Raw genomic sequence first — 16,448 nt, forward strand, 5'->3', positions numbered from 1 at the left:
GCCCCCTCGGACGCCCCAGGCTCCTCCCGCAACACGACGGGCCCCGGTACCCAGGCCCCCTCGGGCACCCCGGCCTCGCCCGGTACCCGCGCCCCCTCGGACGCCCCGGGCTCCTCGGCGGCGGATCCTTCGGCTCCTTCGGCCCGCCAGGCGGGCCCTGACGCCCCGGGTACCCCGGCTGCGCCGGGCAACCGGGCGGGCGCCGGCGACCCTGCTTCTCCGGCTGCGCCGGGCAACCGGGCGGCTGCCGGCAACCCTGCTTCTCAGGGCATCCGGCCCCCTTCGAGTACTGAGGGCTCGCCGTCTGCCCCCGGCAACCAGGCGGGCCCGGGTGTCCCGGCTCCTTCCGGTACCCGAGGCCCTTCGGGCGCCCCGGGCTCTCCGGCGACTCCGGGCAAGGACGCCGCCGCGGGTGCGTCGGCTACCTCCGGCGCCCAGGCGCCCTCGAGCGCTCCGGCCGCCCCGGGTGCCCCGGCTTCTTCCGGTAGCAAGGCGCCTTCGGGCGCGCCGGGCTCTTCGGTGCCGTCGGGTGCTCCGGCTGCGCCGGGCAACCGGGCGGGTGCTGGTGCCCCGGCTTCTTCCGGTACCAAGGCGCCTTCGGGCGCGCCGGGCTCTTCGGTGCCGTCGGGTGCTCCGGCTGCGCCGGGCAGCCAGGCAGCCCCTGGTGCCCCGGCTTCCGCCGACGCCCCGGCGACCTCGGGGAACCCGGCCGCTCCGGGTGCCCAGGCCGCTCCGGGCAGCCGGACTGGTTCCGGTGCTCCGGCGGCCCCGGGCGGTCGGACCGCTTCCGGTGCTCCGGGTGCCTCCGCCGGTCGTGGCTCCGGTGAGTCGGGTGACAGTGAGCGGACGGCCGTGTTCCGGGCGGTCAAGCCCGGGTCGGCCCCGGGTGGTTCGGCGGAGGACAGCGAGCGGACCGCGGTGTTCCGCGCGGTCAAGCCCCCGACTCCGGCCGCTCCGGCCGGCGACGAGCCGATCGACAGCGAGCGGACGGCTGTGTTCCGGGCCATCAAGCCCGGCACCGCCAACCCCAGCACCGCCAACCCCGGCACCACCAAGCCCGGCACCGCCGGGCAGGGCACCGCCGGGCAGGGCACCGCCAAGCCCGCCGCCCCCGGCCAGGGGCCCAACCCCGCCGGGCGTGGCAGCGTCGGGCAGGGGTCGGCTCAGGCGGGGTCCGAGCGTGCCGGTGGTGCGGAGCGGGCGAGCACCTTCGTACCGCTGCGGAGCGACGACGGGCCCGCGCGGCCCACCGCGGGCGCGCCCGGCGCGCCCAGCGCACCGGCCCCCGGGCGGACTCCGGTCCCCGCCGGCGTGCGGACCCCCGTGACGCGGGAGTCCCCCGAGCGGACCACGCAGCAGCCGCTGCCTCCCAAGCCGCCGCTCGACATGCTGGCGGACCTCACCAACAACCCGCCCCCGCCGCCGAGCGCGGCCCGTACGGCCGTACGCCGGTTCAAGATCTACGCGCCGATCCTGGTGCTCCTCGCGGTGATCCTCGCCGTCGTCCAGCTCGTGCGCCCGCTGCCGGCTCCGACGTTGAAGATGACCACGAACGCCTCGTACACCTTCAAGGGCGCCGAGGCGTCCATGCCGTGGCCGAAGGAGGGCCAGGCCTACATGGCCGCGGCCGGCCTCGGCACCGTCGGGACCTTCGGCGAGCAGAAGCCCGTGGCGATCGGCAGCGTGGCCAAGGCCATGACCGCCTACGTCATCCTCAAGGACTTCCCCATGAAGAAGGGGGAGAAGGGCCAGATGATCCCCGTCGACAAGACGGCGGTCGACGACGGCAAGAAGGAGACCGAGGGCGAGTCCACGGTCAACAACTTGAAGGAGGGCGACGAGATCTCGCAGTACGACGCCCTCTCCGCGATCATGATCCCGTCCGCCAACAACGTCGCGCGGCTGCTCGCGCGCTGGGACGGCGGGCAGGAGGCGTTCGTCAAGAAGATGAACGACACCGCCAGGGAACTCGGCATGACCAACACCACGTACACGGACCCGTCGGGTCTGGACGCGACCACGGTCAGCACCGCCGAGGACCAGGTCAAGCTGGGCCTCAAGATCGTCGAGATGCCCGAGCTGATCGACATCACCAGGAAGCCGTCCTGGACCGACCCCACGGGCAAGAAGTGGCGGAACTACAACGACCTGGTGCCCTTCAACGACTCGCTCGGCATCAAGACCGGCTCCACCACCAAGGCCGGCGGCAACCTGCTCTTCGCCGCCGAGAAGAAGGTCGGCAAGACCAACCAGCTGATCGTCGGAGCGGTACTCGGCCAGCACGGCGTGCCGATCCTCGGCACCGCGATCGCGGCGAGCAAGGACATCATGCTCGCCACGCAGAAGATGCTGAAGGCCGCGCCCGTCATCAGGAAGGGTGATGTCGTCGGCTACGTGGACGACGGACTCGGCACCCAGGTCCCGGTCGTGGCCACCGCCGACGTACAGGCGGTCGGCTGGCCGACCCTCACGATCGCCATCAAGCTGGCTGACGGGGCCACCCAGCTCCCGCAGAGCGCCAAGGCGGGCTCGGAGATCGGCATGCTGACGGTCGGCGAGGGCGCCAGCCAGGTGAAGGTGCCGGTGGCGCTGCAGAGCGACCTCACCACACCCGGCCTCGGCAAGAAGCTGACGCGCGTCGGCTGACCCGTGGGCCGCGGGCCGCACGCCGCGGCCCGCAGGCGGCCGGTCGAGGCCGCGCAGGAGCGCGGAACGGGTCCGGCGACCGCCCCCGGGGCAACCCCGGGGCGGCGGACCGCGTCTACGAACCGAGGGACGCACCCGAGGGACCGGAGTGGGGAGTACGTCGGCGTGACCACCGCTGAGCGGCAGGACCAGGGCCAGGGCCAGAGCCAAGGCCAAGGCCAAGGCCAGGGCCAGGACCAGAGCCAGGACCAGAGCCAGGAGCAGGGGCAGGGGCACGGCCAGGGGTACGGCGCCCACGGCAGCGGCGGAGTTCCGGCGCGAGCCGCCGACGCCACTGAAGCCCCAGGGGCCCCAGGGGCCCCAGCGGCCCCCGGCGCGCAAGCCCGCCCCGGGCCGGTCCTCCGCGCCCTCGGCTGGGCCCGCCGGCACCCCGTGGCCGTGGCCACCGCGCTGGCCGGGCTGCTGCACCTGATCTGGTTCTTCGCCGTCGCCAACAGCGGCGGCGACCTCGCCGCGCAGGACGCCTGGGCGGAGTTCGTGGGCCGCCATCCCGACTCGGCGTACAACCTCGCCTGGTACGGCGGCATGCACCCGGTCTCGTACAGCGTGGTCTCGCCCTACGTGATGCACGTGCTCGGCGTCCGCACCACGATGATGATCGCCGGTACGGTCTCGGCCGGGCTGCTCGCGATGATCCTGACCCGCTGCCGCGGCGCCGTCCGCGAGCCGCTGTGGCCCGCCCTGGCCGGGGTGTACGGGCTGCTGTGCAACGCCCTGTCGGGCCGCGTCACCTTCGGGCTCGGCGTGATGTTCGCCCTCGGGGCCGTCGCCGCCGTCTTCTGCTGGCCCCGCAAATGGGCCGAGCGGCGCTGGGCGAAGGCCGCCGTGGCCGCCCCGCTCGCGGCGATCGCCACCGCCTCCAGCCCGGTGGCCGGACTGTTCCTCGGGGTCATCGCGGCCGCGCTGTTCCTGAACGGCCGGCGCCCGGGCGCGTACGCCCTGGGCCTGGCCCCGGCGGCGGTGGTCGGGCTGTCCTCCTGGCTGTTCCCCTTCTCGGGGACGCAGCCGATGAAGCTGCTCTCGGCGGCGCTGCCCTTCGCGTGCGCGCTGGCCGCGCTGTTCCTCGTACCGCAGGGCTGGAAGACGGTCCGGACCGCCTCCGCCATCTACGCCCTCGGGGTGGCGCTGACCTGGGCGATCGACTCCCAGGTCGGTTCGAACGTGACCCGGCTGGCCATGCTGTTCGGCGGGGTGGTGCTGCTCGCGGCCCTCCCCTACGAGGCCCCGCGCACGCGCCGCTGGTACGGGCTGCTCCTCGCGCTGACCGGGGTGACCGCCTGGATCACCGTCAACAGCGTCACCGACATCGTCCGCACCACCCCGCTGGCCTCCTGGAGCCGCGAGCTGGCCCCGCTGGTGGACCAGCTCCAGAAGGCGGGCGCCGACCGGGGCCGCGTCGAGGTGGTCCCGGCCAGCAGCCACCGCGAGTCCTCCGCCTTCCCCGCGTACGTGAACCTCGCGCGCGGCTGGAACCGGCAGGCGGATCTGGAACGCAACGCGGTCTTCTACGACGACACCCTGACGGCATACAGCTACCGCGAGTGGCTGGACCGCTGGGCCGTGCACTACGTGGTGCTGCCCGCCGACAAACCCGATGAGGGCGGGCGGGACGAGGCGAAGCTGGTGCGCGAGGGGCTCCCGTACCTCCAGCAGATCTGGGGCGACGCGAACTGGCAGCTTTTCAAGGTCACCGACCCGACGAACCTGGTCGCCGGCCAGGCGGCGGTGGTGCGGGCCAGCGCCGACCAGCTGGTCATCGACGTGAAGCAGGCCGGCCGGGTGTTCGTGCGCATTCCGCACTCCCCGTGGCTCGGTCTGGTGGACGGCGCGGGCAAGCCGGTGGAACCGCCGCAGGAGACGGAGGCCTCCAAGGCCGCCGGTAAGGCGACGCCGAAGGGCACGGTCGCCGAGCCCAAGGTCTACGCGAACACCGCGGGATGCCTGTTCAAGGCGCCCTCGGACGGCATCGGGGACGAGTGGACGGAACTGCTGGCCCCGGCGCCGGGGGAGTACCGGATCGCGGCGAAGTACCAGCTCCCGCGGGGCACGCCGTGCCCGGAGGAACTGCTCTACGAGGTGCTGGGGCCGCCGGAGCGCTCGACTCCGCCGCGTCCTTGATCGACCATTCTTTACGTCCGGTCCGGGTGCGTTCGGCCCTATATATGCATACGATCCCAGTAGTCCGATTGGGTGCCCCGAGTCTTTTTAGGGAGTGACGACGGGATGAGCAAAGAGCAGAAGCAGGACTTCCAGGCGGCTGTCGCGAAGGCCGAGGAAGCGACCCACCTGCCCGGCGTCGTGCAGCACGCGCACGGCTTCTCCGGTCCGATCCGGAGCAAGGTCAAGGGCGGAGCGCACACGAAGGCGGAACTCAAGCGGGCCGGGACCCCGCAGGGCGACCGCATCGGCGAGCGCAGCAGAGGCCTGAGCTGAGGGATGATCTGGCCCTTCCGGCGCAGGCCGGAAGGGCTTTCGTCTGCCTGCGCCCTGTTTCCTGCGCCCTGCGCCCTGTGTCCAGCGGCCCTTAACGGGTTCGCGGGGCGGCGTCCGGCCGACTGTTACGTTCCCGACGGACTATCCGGACATGCCTCTCGTAACGTCGTGGTCGTCGCCACCGCAGGTGACGCCGACCGAGGGAAACATTCATGCGCGCCACCTTCCGCACCGCCGCCGTCGCCACGCTCACCGTGTGCGGGACCCTCACGGCGTGCGGCACCGGGGGCGGCACCGGGCTGCCGGCGGACCCCAAGGTGGGCAGCACGGCGGCTCCCGCCCCTCAGGGCGGGCACACGGCCGCCGCCGCCCTTCCGGGCTCGAAGCCGACCGGCATGAAGATCGAGGCGGCCGGCGTGGACGCGAAGAAGATGGTCGACCTCGCGGTGGACCCGGCGACGGGAGAGCTCGGCGTGCCGGACGCGGACACCGACGCGGACAACCCGGGGTGGTGGACCCAGGGCGTGACGCCGGGCGAGAAGGGGGTGTCCGTGCTCGTCGCGCACTTCGACACGAAATACGGGCCCGCGGTGATGAAGAACGTCAAGAAGATCAAGCTCGGCGACCTGATCGAGGTGTCGCGCGAGGACGGGAGGACGGCCAGGTTCAAGATCCGCGAGATCGAGGACGTCGCCAAGAAGGACTTCCCGACCGACAAGGTCTACGGGGAAACCAACCGCCCCGAGCTGCGCCTGCTGACCTGCGGCGGCGAGATCAAGAACGGCCACCGCACCAACAACGTGATCCTCTACGCCGACCTCGTGGCCTGATCCCGACCAGCCGCCCCCGACCGCGGACACCGGCGACGCCGTAGGGCGTCGGGGCGAGCGGTACGCGCTCAACGGGCTCACCGAACCCGACACCGAACCGGACACCTTCCAGCGGCTCCTGCTCCCGGGTGACGGCGCGGGTCAGACGCTCGTCCACGCGTCGAAGAAGGCCTCCCGCCTGGACGGATCGGCTGACTTGTGGTCCGCGTGCAGGACGCGCCAGGCGGTGAGTTCGAGGTCGCGGAGCCACAGCTCGCCGATGACCTGCGTTTTGAGGTCGGGGAGGTGGTCGGACTCGGCGAGTGCCTGGCCGATGACCTCTCCGGCTGCGATGCGCTGGGGCGGGGTCATCTCGTCGAAGGCCGAGAGGATCTGCCCGGCCAGGCCGGTGCCTTCTCCCGCCAGCGAACTCAGCACGCACGCTTTGATGTTGGCGGGCAGCAGGTAGAGGGAGCCCGAGGACCTCCACAGTTCCGACCAGAAGTGCTCTCCGGACGCGGTGGGGGCGGGCAGCGCGGCCAGTAGACCGAGAAGGTGTGCGGTGGCCGCGTATCCGTCGGAGTGGGCCGATGCGACGACGGCGATGTCCGCGACGCGCTCCACGTCGATGTGGCCGGCTTCGAGGCGGGGGTCCAGCCCCAGCCGCTGTTCCAGCTGATGGGAGAGGGGGGCTGACGCGTGGGAGCGGAACTCGGGAAGCATCGGCGGTCCTTGGACGTAGGCGAGCGGAGAGGCCCGTTCGGAAGCCCAGATCGTTCCCCTGGCCCGCCGGATTACACGAGTTCCACAGCCCCAGTTGGAGGAGGACCGCCAGGACCGCAACCAAGAGGCGGTCGAACCGGCCGCACCCGACGATGCCGCGCCGGAGGCTGGAGCCACCTCGGGCCATGCCGCTCCGGACCGGCTCCTAGCATGGACTCATGGTTGCCAGTGATGCCCAGCAGCACGTGTCAGGACGGGAAGCAGTGCCCCGGGACGACGCCCGAGCCGGCCGTGTCGTCTCCACACCGACGGATGGGGGAAGCGAGGGCTCCGAGCCTCCCGCCGACCTGTTCGGGCGAGCGGCCGATCTGGTGGAGCCGATCAAGCCGAAGCTACGGGGCTGGCTCCATGCCGGCATGGTCCCCGCGTCCCTGGCCGCGGGCATCGTCCTCATCTGCCTGGCAGGAACACCGCGGGCCACTGTGGCTTGCACCGTGTACGCCGTCACCGCCTGGCTGCTGTTCGGGACGAGCGCCGTCTACCACCTCGGCACCTGGGGACCGCTCGGGGAGGCCGTCCTGCGCCGCCTCGACCACGCCAACATCTTCCTGATCATCGCCGGCACCTGCACCCCGCTGGCCGTGCTCCTCCTCGCACCTGACCAGCGGTCCGTCCTCCTGTGGATCGTGTGGACGGGCGCTCTGGCCGGCATCGCCTTCCGCGTCCTGTGGATCGGAGCGCCCCGCTGGCTGTACACGCCCTGCTACCTGGCCCTGGGCTGGGCACCGGTGCGCTACCTGCCCGACTTCCTGCACAGCGGCGGGGCGGCCGTACTCACCCTGATCGTGACGGGCGGGCTGCTCTACAGCGCGGGCGCCGTCGTGTACGCCCTCCAGCGCCCCGACCCCTCACCCCGCTGGTTCGGCTACCACGAGGTGTTCCACGCCCTGACCGTGGCAGCCTTCACCGCGCACTACATCGCCGTCTTCCTCGCTGCCCACTGAGCGCGACGACGTATCGATGCATGCCCACCCATTCGTGCGGTGCCGGCGAGTTGCCGACCGGCTTCGGGTCAGGGCGCGGGCGGGCGGCGGAGGGAGGCGTAGTAGCCGCCGACCGCGGACAGGTAGGTGTGGTCGGCTGTTTCGCTGTCTGTGGTGAACCGGGGTGCGGCTTTGATGTCTTCCTGCGTGGCCGAGACCTTCACCGCCTGCGCAGCCGTATCGATGTGGGTGATGGCGTCGGCCGGGATCAGGACGCTCCTGCCGAACACCCACACGCCGGTGTCCACGACCAGGTGCTGCATGCCCGGCTGGTCCTGCTGTCGGTCGACGTGCCCGATGACACCGTCGGCGGCTTCCACGGTGAATCCCACCAGCGACTGCCCGGGCGTGTATCCGCTGTCCTGCGCGTACATCCACACTCCGCTCACAGACCGTCTCCTCGTCCTCGGCGACCGGGCGTGGTGGCTCGGTGCCCCACCGGTGCGCGCCTGACCGACCAGATGCCCCGGTGTCCGCTGCCGAACCGCGTCCGCGGAGGATTCCGGGCGGGCGCGCCAGGGCTGACCGCGCAGAGGCCTCGACGCCCGAGTACCGCTCCGCCCCGGAGTGGCCGGTGGCCGAAGAGGCCCCGTGCCTACGCACCCGCGTCACCTCGGGAATGCTTGAAGACCGGGAGCCCGCCGACGCCGACGGGCACGATCACCTCAGGCCGGGGTCGATGGACCCGAAGATTCGCCGGCTCGGCGGTACTCGGCGTTGATGCGCTGGGCTTCTTCGAGCTGGTCTTCCAGGATGATGATCCGGCAGGCGGAGTCGATCGGGGTTCCGTGGTCGACGAGTTCGCGGGCTCGGGCAGCGATGCGCAGCTGGTAGCGGGAGTAGCGGCGGTGTCCGCCGTCCGAGCGGAGCGGGGTGATGAGGCGGGCCTCGCCCAGGGCGCGGAGGAAACCTTGGGTGGTGCCGAGCATCGCGGCGGCCCGGCCCATGGTGTAGGCGGGGTAGTCGTCGTCGTCGAGACGGCCGAATGAGTCGTCTGCTGTCATTGAACCTCTTTCAGGAACGCGTGGAGGGGCCCTGGTGCCTATGGCACCAGGGCCCCGAAGGAACTGCTACACCATCTGCCGGCCCTGTTACCGCGCCGGCCTTCTGTTTCCGCAGACCCGACTCATGCGTGATCGGGTTGCGGGGATCGCGGTTGCTTGACCGGAGACCACCTCACTGACGATGTCCTGCGGTACCCGGGCTTCAACCTGCCGGCCCGGGCGATCCTGATGGCGCCAAGCTCCTCCGTTCTTCCCTCGGTGATCAACTACTTACCAAGCGGGGTACTGCGTACTGCTGATGATGCTTACCGCTGGTACTGCGTACTGCGAACCGCTTGCACTGCTCGCGGCCTGACCGAGCACCGCTTCGGCAGCCAGCCCCGTTGCCCGTCCTGCGTCTGCTCTGGCTTGGAACCCCACTGCCGAACTTCCTGGTGGCCGCGCCTGCACTCGACGCTTTCACCAAGGTGCCGCTCACTGACTTCACTTCACTGCTGGGTACTGCACCTACGAGAACTGCACTTGCGGGTACTGCCACTGCGTTAACTGCGGTACTGCTCGTGGTGGCCCCTGATGACTGCGGGCCACCCGGTCCGGTCGTCAGTCCCGTCGCCGTCCTGCACCAGCCCTGGCTTCGGAACTCCACCACCGCACCGTCCTGCGCACTGCGACTACGGGCACTACTGGTGATGCGTACTGCCCTCCTGCGAACCGCTTGTACTGCTCGCGGCCTGTCCTAGCGCCACGTTTCGGCAGCCAGCCCCGTCGCCCGTCCTGCGTCTGCTCTGGCTTAGAACCCCACTGCCGAACTTCCCGGTGCGCGCGCCCGCAGCCGACGCCTTCACCGAGGTGCTGCTCTACTCGCTTCGCTGCTGGGTACTGCTCGTGGTGGCCCCTGATGACTGCGGGCCACCCGGTCCGGTCGTCAGTCCCGTCGCCGTCCTGCACCAGCCCTGGCTTCGGAACTCCACCACCGCACCGTCCTGCGCACTGCAACTGCGGGTCCTGCGTGTACTACTGCCGGCAGTTCGTCTCTGCCAGGCCCTGCTGTCTCGCTGGGCTACGAGAGAAACCATAACCACGTCACGGCCCAATGTCTACTCCAGCCAAGATAGATTTGCTCTTGGCCGGTCAGGAGGTAATCGAGCTCGAACCGTTTGGCGAACGCGACGGATGATCATTGGGTACACCTCGACCGCAGTGCGCAGGTCGGCAGTGGCAAGCGCAGAGCCGCTTCCCGGAACAGCTGCGCCGGTGGGCAGGCCGGTGGAGGGGTCTCACGTCCTGACCGAACCGTCCTGACGCGGATCAGGGCCGCGCGGCAAACGCTGCGCGGCCCTGATCCAGTACTCCCCGGTTCCCGCCGACAGCGCAGACGTCCGCTGATCGGGCGCCCGCGAGCTGTACGGACAGCCGTGAGCGTCGATCGCGGCGGCCGCGCGGGCGGGGTGGGGGAGGGTTAGGCCGGGTTGATGTTCTCGGCCTGGGGGCCCTTCTGGCCCTGGGTGATGTCGAACGTCACGACCTGGCCCTCCTGGAGCTCGCGGAAGCCCGAGGAGTTGATCGCGGAGTAGTGGGCGAAGACGTCCGGGCCCCCACCGTCCTGGGCGATGAAGCCGAAGCCCTTTTCAGCGTTGAACCACTTCACAGTTCCCGTAGCCATGTCTCATGCCTTCCAGTCGATGAACGCCTGCCACATCCTGTGGCAGGCGGAGGTGATCGTCCTGGTTCCTGCGGCACTGCACAGCAAAACGCCCACACCAAGGCGTGGGCAAAGGGGACTTCCGAACCACGACAGCTGACGCAGACGCTACACGCCTTCAACGGCCCGTCACCATAGGAATCAAGGTGCGTCATTCCTCCGACACGCGCGGGCGGGAGTGCCCACCGCGACCGGCGGGCACGTCCACCTCAGGCTGCCTTGCGTGGGCGCCCTTCGGCCGCGGGGGATTGCTGCTCGGCGTGGACGCGCTGAGCTTCCTCAAGCTGGATCTCGAGCATCACGATCCGGCAGGCGGCCTCGATGGGAGTGCCCCGGTCGACGAGTTCGCGGGCGCGGGCGGCAATGCGCAGCTGGGAGCGGGAGTAGCGACGGTGACCGCCCTCGGAGCGCAGCGGGGTGATCAGGTGGGCCTCTCCAATGGCGCGGAGGAAGGCCTGGGTGGTACCGAGCGTCTCTGCGGCCCGGCCCATCGTGTAGGCGGGGTAGCCGTCGTCGTCGAGACGGCTGAACGAGTCGGCTGTCATCGCACCTCACTGCGAAACAGATGGAGGAAGGGGGAACGCGGGGAGGGGCCCTGGCGCGTACGACACCAGGGCCCCGAAGGAACTGCTACACCATCTGCCGGCCCTGTTACCGTGCCGGCCTTCTGTTTCCGCCGACCCGACCGAAAGGCTGTCGGGAGTACGGGGATCGCGGTTGCTTGACCGGAGACCACCTCACTATCGATGTCCTGCGGTACCCGGACTCAGGCGTACGTCCGGGCGATCCTGATGGCGCTTCAACTCCTCCGTTCATCCCTCGACGTCAACTGCTCGCACAGCGGGGGACTGCGTCCTGCTGGTCCTTCTCTTACTGCTGGTACTGCTGGTACTGCTGGTACTGCTGGTACTGCTCATGGCCTGCCCCAGCGCCACGTCTCGACAGCCAGCCCCGCCGTCCGTCCTGGCAGTTCGTCTCTGCCAGGCCCTACTGTCTCTCTGGGTTACGAAAGAAACCATAACTACGCCATGACCCAATGTCTACTCCAGCCGGGATAGATTTTTGAGTGCGTGTCGCGGAGGTAATCGGGTTCCGTCAGGTTGAACAGCCGTGGGTCAGGGAACAACGACCGGGCAGGCAAGGCCGGACACCGACAACAGACCCGGAGCGCGCGATGACCACGATGAGCGCCGAGTGCACGGCCCTTGCTTCTCTGTCCGCCGTCGCCGAGGCGCGCCAGGCGGCCCGGTCCTTCATCGAAACCCTCGGGCAGCGGGCCATCGAGCCGGAGCACGCCGACACCGTGATCCTGGTCGTCTCCGAGCTCGTCACCAACGCCCTGCGTCACGGCGGCGGCTGCTACACGCTCCGGCTGGCCGTGCATCCCGACGCCATCGAGGTCGCCGTCGAGGACTCCAGTCCTCTCTCGCCGCGCATGCGTATCCCCGACCTCGTCGACGGCACCGGAGGGTTCGGCTGGCACATGGTCAACGACCTGGCCCGCGCCACCGTCGTCACGCCCGCCCCTGAAGGCGGGAAGATCGTACGCGCCCTCCTGCCCCGTCGGACCCCCGGATAGGCGCGAGCCTGGGGTCAGGTCAGGCCGCCCGGTGTGCGGTCCACCCACATGCGCTTACCTCTGGGGATGCGGAAGGGCCCGACCGGCGCGTGCCGGTCGGGCCCTCTTCGCTACGCGGGTGGCGGTGTGCGCCGGGGCCCGGAGGTCAGACGGTCACAGGGGTGCCGAGCATCGCGGAGGCCCGCTGGAGGGGGCTGAGCACGCGCGTGGCCACGGCGGTCCGGGGAAGGGCGCCGCGGCAGGTGAAGCCGAGCTGGGTCATGGCGCGGAGGACTTCGCCGGCGCTGAAGTCGCGCCTGTCCTGGCGGGTGATGACCTGGCCGACCTGCTTGACGGGGTAGGTGCGGCGGCCGATGATCACGGACTCGCCGAGGACCTCCTCGGGCTTGATGCCCTTCATGGACTCCAGGACGCCGCTCTTGGTCAGGTCGAACGGGAAGCGGGCGATGACGCAGCGCATGGTGCCTCACAGAGTGAAGAGGGGAAGGGTCCGGCCACGGTGAGGTGGTTCAGCGGGCGAGGGCGAGGACGCCCAGAGCGCTGCCTTGCTCATCGACGACGGGCAGGGCGGCGAGCTTGCGGTAGCGCATCGCGTGCTCGGCCTCGGCCATCGTGGTCACGGGCGAGGCGAACGGACCGCGGTCGCCGAGGACTTCGCGCAGCCGGAGCCGGTCGGTGTACGCGGCGCTGTCGCGGACGGCGCTGAGCCGCTCCCGGGTGATCAACCCGGTGCAGAGGCCGTCCTCGTCGCAGACGAGCAGGTGGTCCGCGCGGGAACTGGCCGTGACGGCCAGGGCCACCTCGACGGTCATGTCGTCACAGACCTGCGGTCCGGCCGCCTCCATGGCGTCCTCCACCGTCTTGCGGACGAGGTCGGCGTGCGCGGATCGGGGCTGCATCTGGACCAGCGTCAAAATCTGCCTCCTGCAGAGATGGGTCAGTTTCCGGATCACGTAGTGCTCAGGCCGCCGCATCAAAAGCGGACTGCCGAGCGCTCGCGCGCCGGGCGGCCGACGCGGGCCCGCGGCGCCCGCGGGAGGCAGTGCTGCGCTTGGGCCGCTCGGACACCGGAGCGGTGATCGTGACCGGAATGCCGGAGGGTGCCTGCGCGCCGGTGATCCGGGTCAGGGCCTCGTCGCCCGAGCGGACCTGGGTGGTCAGCGGGGTGACGCCCGCGGCCTGCATGAGGCGTGCCATCTCGCGGCGCTGGTTGGGCAGGACCAGGGTGACGACGCTGCCGGACTCGCCGGCGCGGGCGGTGCGGCCGCCGCGGTGCAGGTAGTCCTTGGGGTCGGTCGGCGGGTCCACGTTGACGACGAGGTCGAGGTTGTCGACGTGGATGCCGCGGGCCGCGACGTTCGTGGCCACGAGCACGCTGACGTGCCCGCTCTTGAACTGCGTGAGGGTGCGGGTCCGCTGCGGCTGGGACTTTCCGCCGTGCAGGGCCGCGGCGCGCACCCCGTTGCTCAGGAGGTGCTCGGTCAGCCGGTCCACGCCGTGCTTGGTGTCCAGGAACATGATCACGCGGCCCTCGCGGGCGGCGATCTCGGTCGTGGCGGCCTGCTTGTCGAAGTTCTGCACGTGCAGGACGTGGTGTTCCATCGTGGTCACCGCGCCCTGCGAGGGGTCGACGGAGTGCACGACCGGGTCGGTCAGGTAGCGGCGGACCAGCAGGTCCACGTTGCGGTCGAGGGTGGCGGAGAACAGCATCCGCTGGCCCTCGGGGCGCACCTGGTCGAGGAGCGCGGTGACCTGGGGCATGAAGCCCATGTCGGCCATCTGGTCCGCCTCGTCCAGGACGGTGATGGCCACCTGGTTCAGCCGGCAGTCACCCCGCTGGATGAGGTCCTTCAGACGGCCCGGGGTGGCGACGACCACTTCGGCGCCGGCACGCAGCGCCTGTGCCTGCCGGTAGATGGGCATGCCGCCGACGACGGTGGCCATGCGCAGCTTGACCGCGCGGGCGTAGGGGGTGAGGGCCGCCGTGACCTGCTGGGCGAGCTCACGCGTCGGTACGAGGACCAGAGCGAGCGGCTGACCCGACTCGGCGCTCTGTCCGGCGGTGCGGGCCAGCAGGGCGAGGCCGAAGGCCAGGGTCTTGCCGGAGCCGGTGCGGCCACGGCCGAGGACGTCACGGCCCGCGAGGGTGTTGGGGAGGGTGGCGCCCTGGATCGGGAACGGCGTGGCCATGCCCTCACGGGTGAGCGTGGCGAGCAGCTGGGCCGGCATGGCGAGGTCGGCGAAGGCCTCGACGGCGGGCAGCGCGGGGGTGATCGTCTTCGGCGGCGCGAACTCGCCCTGGATCGCAGCGGGCCGACGACCATAGCCGCCCGAGCGGCTCGGGCCACCGGAGCGGCTCGGGGCCGGAGAGCCGAAGCGGCTGCCCCGGCTCGAACCGGAGCCGGAGCCGGCGCCGGCGCCGGAGCCGAAAGCGGGGCCGCCTGTGCGGCTGCGGGTGCGGGAGGAGCGTTCGTTCGTACGGGAGGGGTTCATGCGGAACCTTCCTTGATGCGGCACGTATCAAGGAATTCCCGCAGCGTAGGAGCGGCGCAGAGAATTGCGAGAACGGGCCGAATGGAAATGCGTAAGCGGATCTGGCGGACAGGAAATCTGTACGGGCTCAGACGCTGAAAAAAGGTGGCGCCATGCGGGCGCGACAACCAAAAACAATCCACTCGGGTTCGGCTCTCAAAGGGCCGGTCCGTCGAGTGTCTTCATGATCGATACCGCGGGTGAACTCACCGCGGGAAATGCGTGCAGCTGGGGCCCGCACCCCGAGGGATGCGGGCCCCAGCTGTAGAACGCGTGTCAGCGCTTAGGCGGGAACGATGTTCTCGGCCGTCGGGCCCTTCTGGCCCTGCGCGATGTCGAAGATGACCTTCTGGCCCTCGTTCAGCTCGCGGAAACCCTGGGCGGCGATGTTCGAGTAGTGGGCGAACACGTCAGGACCGCCACCCTCCTGCTCGATGAAGCCGAAGCCCTTTTCCGCGTTGAACCACTTCACGGTACCAGCAGCCATGTCATATCTCCTTTGGGGCAATACATCGGCGACTACACTGTGCAGACGCCGTGTCGCCGCGATGATGCCCCGCCCGGTAAAAGACCGGGAAATATAAAGCGCTTCCAGTGGAATGAATTCCGGCTGGAGGCGCTTGAAGTTCTTGGGTACCAAAACTGCAACCGAGATCGACAGTAGCACGCTGCGGCGGCTTGCGTGCGTTGAATATTTCCGACCGCCGTGTTGCGGTAGAAACTCTCCCCGCTGGATCCGCTAAATCCTTAGGTCGCGGTGACAGATATTGATTCACCCCGACCGCAGCATTCTTTGGCTGTTCGCCGCCGGCTGCGGGAGGCGGCCGCGAAGGCGGCCGGTTGGAGACGCGTGGGGGACAGGTCCGGACGTGGCGGACTGCCGGAGGGGTCCTCGCGGTGACGAAGTCTTGTACGGCAGCGAACGCGGCCCGGGGGAGGTTCGACCCGACCCGGCGCCACTGGCGGTTCGGAGCCCCGGCAGCGGCCGCCCCGCCCGGCGCGGGCTCGTAGGTTCCGCGTAGACCGCGGGCATTGCCCGCGGTGGCGCGGTGGCGAATAAAATGACTTCCATGTCGAAGCCTGACGAGCTGCTCGTGAACCTCGCCGCCTTGGTGGAGTCCGGGCAGAGCAACCAGATGTCCCTGACCGTGGTCACCGGCGGTGCTGTCATCACCGGCCGGCTCGCCCCCGAAGCAGTGTGGAGAGAGCGTGTGTCGGAGGTGCTGACGGATTCCGCCCGCCTGGGCGAGTTCTCCTCCATCTTCACTGCCACGACACCCAAGGAGGGACCGCCCACACATCTGCACTTCCATGTGGCGCGGATCCTGCAGGGAACCGTGGGCATCCCGGAGACGGGCGGGATGTACCGCATCTCGATCAAGGACGTCAGCGCCTGGACCGTGGGCGACTTCAGCTACTCCGACAACTGACCCGCGACTACGGCGCGGACCCGCCGCAGGACTGAGGGCCCGACCGGTGCGTCCGGTCGGGCCCTCGCCGCCGCTGGACCACAGCTCTCGATCACCATCACGGCGGACACCTACCCGAGCCTGCTCCCCGAGGCCGACCTCGCGATCGCCGAGGCCGCGGCCCGGCTCGTACCGCGCGCTCGAGCGGCCGGTCAGGGTGCCCCCGCTGAGGCCCCCAAGGGCGCCGAGCCCGGAGCAGAAGGCGCAGCGCACGTGCCGGATCGTGCCGATCCATCGGCGGGAATCCCGGAGATCATCGGCACGTCCGCTCACGCACCGCTCACGCAAACGGCCCCGGACGAGGGGTCCGGGGCCGAATAGGGCGCCTCCCTGGGAGGAAATCCAGGTCAGCGGCTTACAACTTGTGCCCTCGGCAGGATTCGAACCTGCGACACCCGCTTTAGGAGAGCGGTGCTCTATCCCCTGAGCTACGAAGGCGGGCCTTGCG

The 16,448-nt window shown here is 70.3% G+C and carries 16 protein-coding genes and 1 tRNA gene; 7 read left to right on the forward strand and 10 right to left on the reverse strand.

Translation table 11 applies throughout. The features are described 5' to 3' along the window. Window positions 1–852 precede the first annotated feature (852 nt). The 4 genes from OG730_RS24390 (at window position 853) to OG730_RS24405 (ending at window position 5,969) form a co-directional block, all read left to right on the forward strand. Window positions 853–2,646: a D-alanyl-D-alanine carboxypeptidase family protein gene (locus tag OG730_RS24390; RefSeq protein ID WP_327306243.1), complete on the forward strand. Its 1,794-nt coding sequence runs from the start codon at window positions 853–855 to the stop codon at window positions 2,644–2,646. A 165-nt stretch (window positions 2,647–2,811) separates the two neighbouring features. Then, on the forward strand, window positions 2,812–4,824 hold the full coding sequence (locus tag OG730_RS24395) for a DUF8823 domain-containing protein (protein ID WP_327306244.1): 2,013 nt from the start codon (window positions 2,812–2,814) through the stop codon (window positions 4,822–4,824). A gap of 105 nt (window positions 4,825–4,929) precedes the next feature. Continuing rightward, window positions 4,930–5,139 carry a hypothetical protein gene (locus tag OG730_RS24400; RefSeq protein WP_327306245.1) on the forward strand — a complete coding sequence of 70 codons (210 nt, stop codon included), beginning with the start codon at window positions 4,930–4,932 and terminating at the stop codon, window positions 5,137–5,139. A gap of 212 nt (window positions 5,140–5,351) precedes the next feature. Further along, entirely contained in the window at window positions 5,352–5,969 is a 618-nt protein-coding gene (locus OG730_RS24405) for a sortase domain-containing protein (protein ID WP_327306246.1), read from the forward strand. Window positions 5,970–6,110: 141 nt separating this feature from the next. On the opposite strand, the gene OG730_RS24410 is transcribed toward OG730_RS24405, so the two are convergent. Beyond that, window positions 6,111–6,671: a hypothetical protein gene (locus OG730_RS24410; RefSeq protein ID WP_327306247.1), complete on the reverse strand. Its 561-nt coding sequence runs from the start codon at window positions 6,669–6,671 to the stop codon at window positions 6,111–6,113. A 218-nt stretch (window positions 6,672–6,889) separates the two neighbouring features. Here OG730_RS24410 and trhA point away from each other — a divergent pair, with 218 nt between their 5' ends. Then, window positions 6,890–7,675 carry a PAQR family membrane homeostasis protein TrhA gene (gene trhA, locus OG730_RS24415; RefSeq protein WP_327306248.1) on the forward strand — a complete coding sequence of 262 codons (786 nt, stop codon included), beginning with the start codon at window positions 6,890–6,892 and terminating at the stop codon, window positions 7,673–7,675. Between the two features lie 68 nt (window positions 7,676–7,743). Here the strand turns inward: trhA and OG730_RS24420 are convergent, their stop codons facing one another. The 4 genes from OG730_RS24420 to OG730_RS24435 form a co-directional block, all read right to left on the reverse strand. Further along, entirely contained in the window at window positions 7,744–8,103 is a 360-nt protein-coding gene (locus tag OG730_RS24420; protein WP_327306249.1) for a PRC-barrel domain containing protein, read from the reverse strand. A 276-nt stretch (window positions 8,104–8,379) separates the two neighbouring features. Further along, window positions 8,380–8,718: a helix-turn-helix domain-containing protein gene (locus tag OG730_RS24425; protein ID WP_327306250.1), complete on the reverse strand. Its 339-nt coding sequence runs from the start codon at window positions 8,716–8,718 to the stop codon at window positions 8,380–8,382. A 1,459-nt stretch (window positions 8,719–10,177) separates the two neighbouring features. Next, a complete protein-coding gene (locus OG730_RS24430) occupies window positions 10,178–10,381 on the reverse strand; it encodes a cold-shock protein (RefSeq protein ID WP_109779107.1) in 204 nt (67 codons plus the stop codon). A gap of 248 nt (window positions 10,382–10,629) precedes the next feature. After that, window positions 10,630–10,965, reverse strand: a complete 336-nt coding sequence (locus OG730_RS24435; protein ID WP_327306251.1) for a helix-turn-helix domain-containing protein — start codon at window positions 10,963–10,965, stop codon at window positions 10,630–10,632. A 629-nt stretch (window positions 10,966–11,594) separates the two neighbouring features. Here OG730_RS24435 and OG730_RS24440 point away from each other — a divergent pair. Beyond that, on the forward strand, window positions 11,595–11,999 hold the full coding sequence (locus OG730_RS24440) for an ATP-binding protein (RefSeq protein WP_327306252.1): 405 nt from the start codon (window positions 11,595–11,597) through the stop codon (window positions 11,997–11,999). A gap of 145 nt (window positions 12,000–12,144) precedes the next feature. Here the strand turns inward: OG730_RS24440 and OG730_RS24445 are convergent, their stop codons facing one another. The 4 genes from OG730_RS24445 to OG730_RS24460 form a co-directional block, all read right to left on the reverse strand. Then, window positions 12,145–12,459 carry an SCO5918 family protein gene (locus OG730_RS24445; protein WP_327306253.1) on the reverse strand — a complete coding sequence of 105 codons (315 nt, stop codon included), beginning with the start codon at window positions 12,457–12,459 and terminating at the stop codon, window positions 12,145–12,147. A gap of 49 nt (window positions 12,460–12,508) precedes the next feature. After that, entirely contained in the window at window positions 12,509–12,913 is a 405-nt protein-coding gene (locus tag OG730_RS24450; RefSeq protein WP_327306254.1) for a CBS domain-containing protein, read from the reverse strand. A 46-nt stretch (window positions 12,914–12,959) separates the two neighbouring features. Beyond that, complete coding sequence (locus OG730_RS24455; RefSeq protein ID WP_327306255.1) at window positions 12,960–14,492, reverse strand: DEAD/DEAH box helicase; 1,533 nt, start codon at window positions 14,490–14,492, stop codon at window positions 12,960–12,962. A gap of 322 nt (window positions 14,493–14,814) precedes the next feature. Then, window positions 14,815–15,018: a cold-shock protein gene (locus OG730_RS24460; protein ID WP_327306256.1), complete on the reverse strand. Its 204-nt coding sequence runs from the start codon at window positions 15,016–15,018 to the stop codon at window positions 14,815–14,817. A 583-nt stretch (window positions 15,019–15,601) separates the two neighbouring features. Here OG730_RS24460 and OG730_RS24465 point away from each other — a divergent pair. Then, window positions 15,602–15,961, forward strand: a complete 360-nt coding sequence (locus tag OG730_RS24465) for a GvpU-like protein (RefSeq protein WP_327306257.1) — start codon at window positions 15,602–15,604, stop codon at window positions 15,959–15,961. 404 nt (window positions 15,962–16,365) lie between these two features. Here the strand turns inward: OG730_RS24465 and OG730_RS24475 are convergent. After that, a tRNA-Arg gene (locus tag OG730_RS24475) sits at window positions 16,366–16,438 on the reverse strand. Window positions 16,439–16,448 lie beyond the last annotated feature (10 nt).

It is taken from the genome of Streptomyces sp. NBC_01298 (assembly GCF_035978755.1).
Taxonomy (GTDB): domain Bacteria; phylum Actinomycetota; class Actinomycetes; order Streptomycetales; family Streptomycetaceae; genus Streptomyces.

What these genes read in the sequence shown, in the direction of transcription:
- OG730_RS24435 (WP_327306251.1), bottom strand. Translation starts at nt 10,965, where the DNA reads ATGACAGCCGACTCGTTCAGCCGTCTCGACGACGACGGCTACCCCGCC.
- OG730_RS24430 (WP_109779107.1), bottom strand. Translation starts at nt 10,381, where the DNA reads ATGGCTACGGGAACTGTGAAGTGGTTCAACGCTGAAAAGGGCTTCGGC.
- OG730_RS24465 (WP_327306257.1), top strand. Translation starts at nt 15,602, where the DNA reads ATGTCGAAGCCTGACGAGCTGCTCGTGAACCTCGCCGCCTTGGTGGAG.
- OG730_RS24405 (WP_327306246.1), top strand. Translation starts at nt 5,352, where the DNA reads ATGCGCGCCACCTTCCGCACCGCCGCCGTCGCCACGCTCACCGTGTGC.
- OG730_RS24445 (WP_327306253.1), bottom strand. Translation starts at nt 12,459, where the DNA reads ATGCGCTGCGTCATCGCCCGCTTCCCGTTCGACCTGACCAAGAGCGGC.
- OG730_RS24400 (WP_327306245.1), top strand. Translation starts at nt 4,930, where the DNA reads ATGAGCAAAGAGCAGAAGCAGGACTTCCAGGCGGCTGTCGCGAAGGCC.
- trhA (WP_327306248.1), top strand. Translation starts at nt 6,890, where the DNA reads ATGGTTGCCAGTGATGCCCAGCAGCACGTGTCAGGACGGGAAGCAGTG.
- OG730_RS24460 (WP_327306256.1), bottom strand. Translation starts at nt 15,018, where the DNA reads ATGGCTGCTGGTACCGTGAAGTGGTTCAACGCGGAAAAGGGCTTCGGC.
- OG730_RS24425 (WP_327306250.1), bottom strand. Translation starts at nt 8,718, where the DNA reads ATGACAGCAGACGACTCATTCGGCCGTCTCGACGACGACGACTACCCC.
- OG730_RS24455 (WP_327306255.1), bottom strand. Translation starts at nt 14,492, where the DNA reads ATGAACCCCTCCCGTACGAACGAACGCTCCTCCCGCACCCGCAGCCGC.
- OG730_RS24440 (WP_327306252.1), top strand. Translation starts at nt 11,595, where the DNA reads ATGACCACGATGAGCGCCGAGTGCACGGCCCTTGCTTCTCTGTCCGCC.
- OG730_RS24410 (WP_327306247.1), bottom strand. Translation starts at nt 6,671, where the DNA reads ATGCTTCCCGAGTTCCGCTCCCACGCGTCAGCCCCCCTCTCCCATCAG.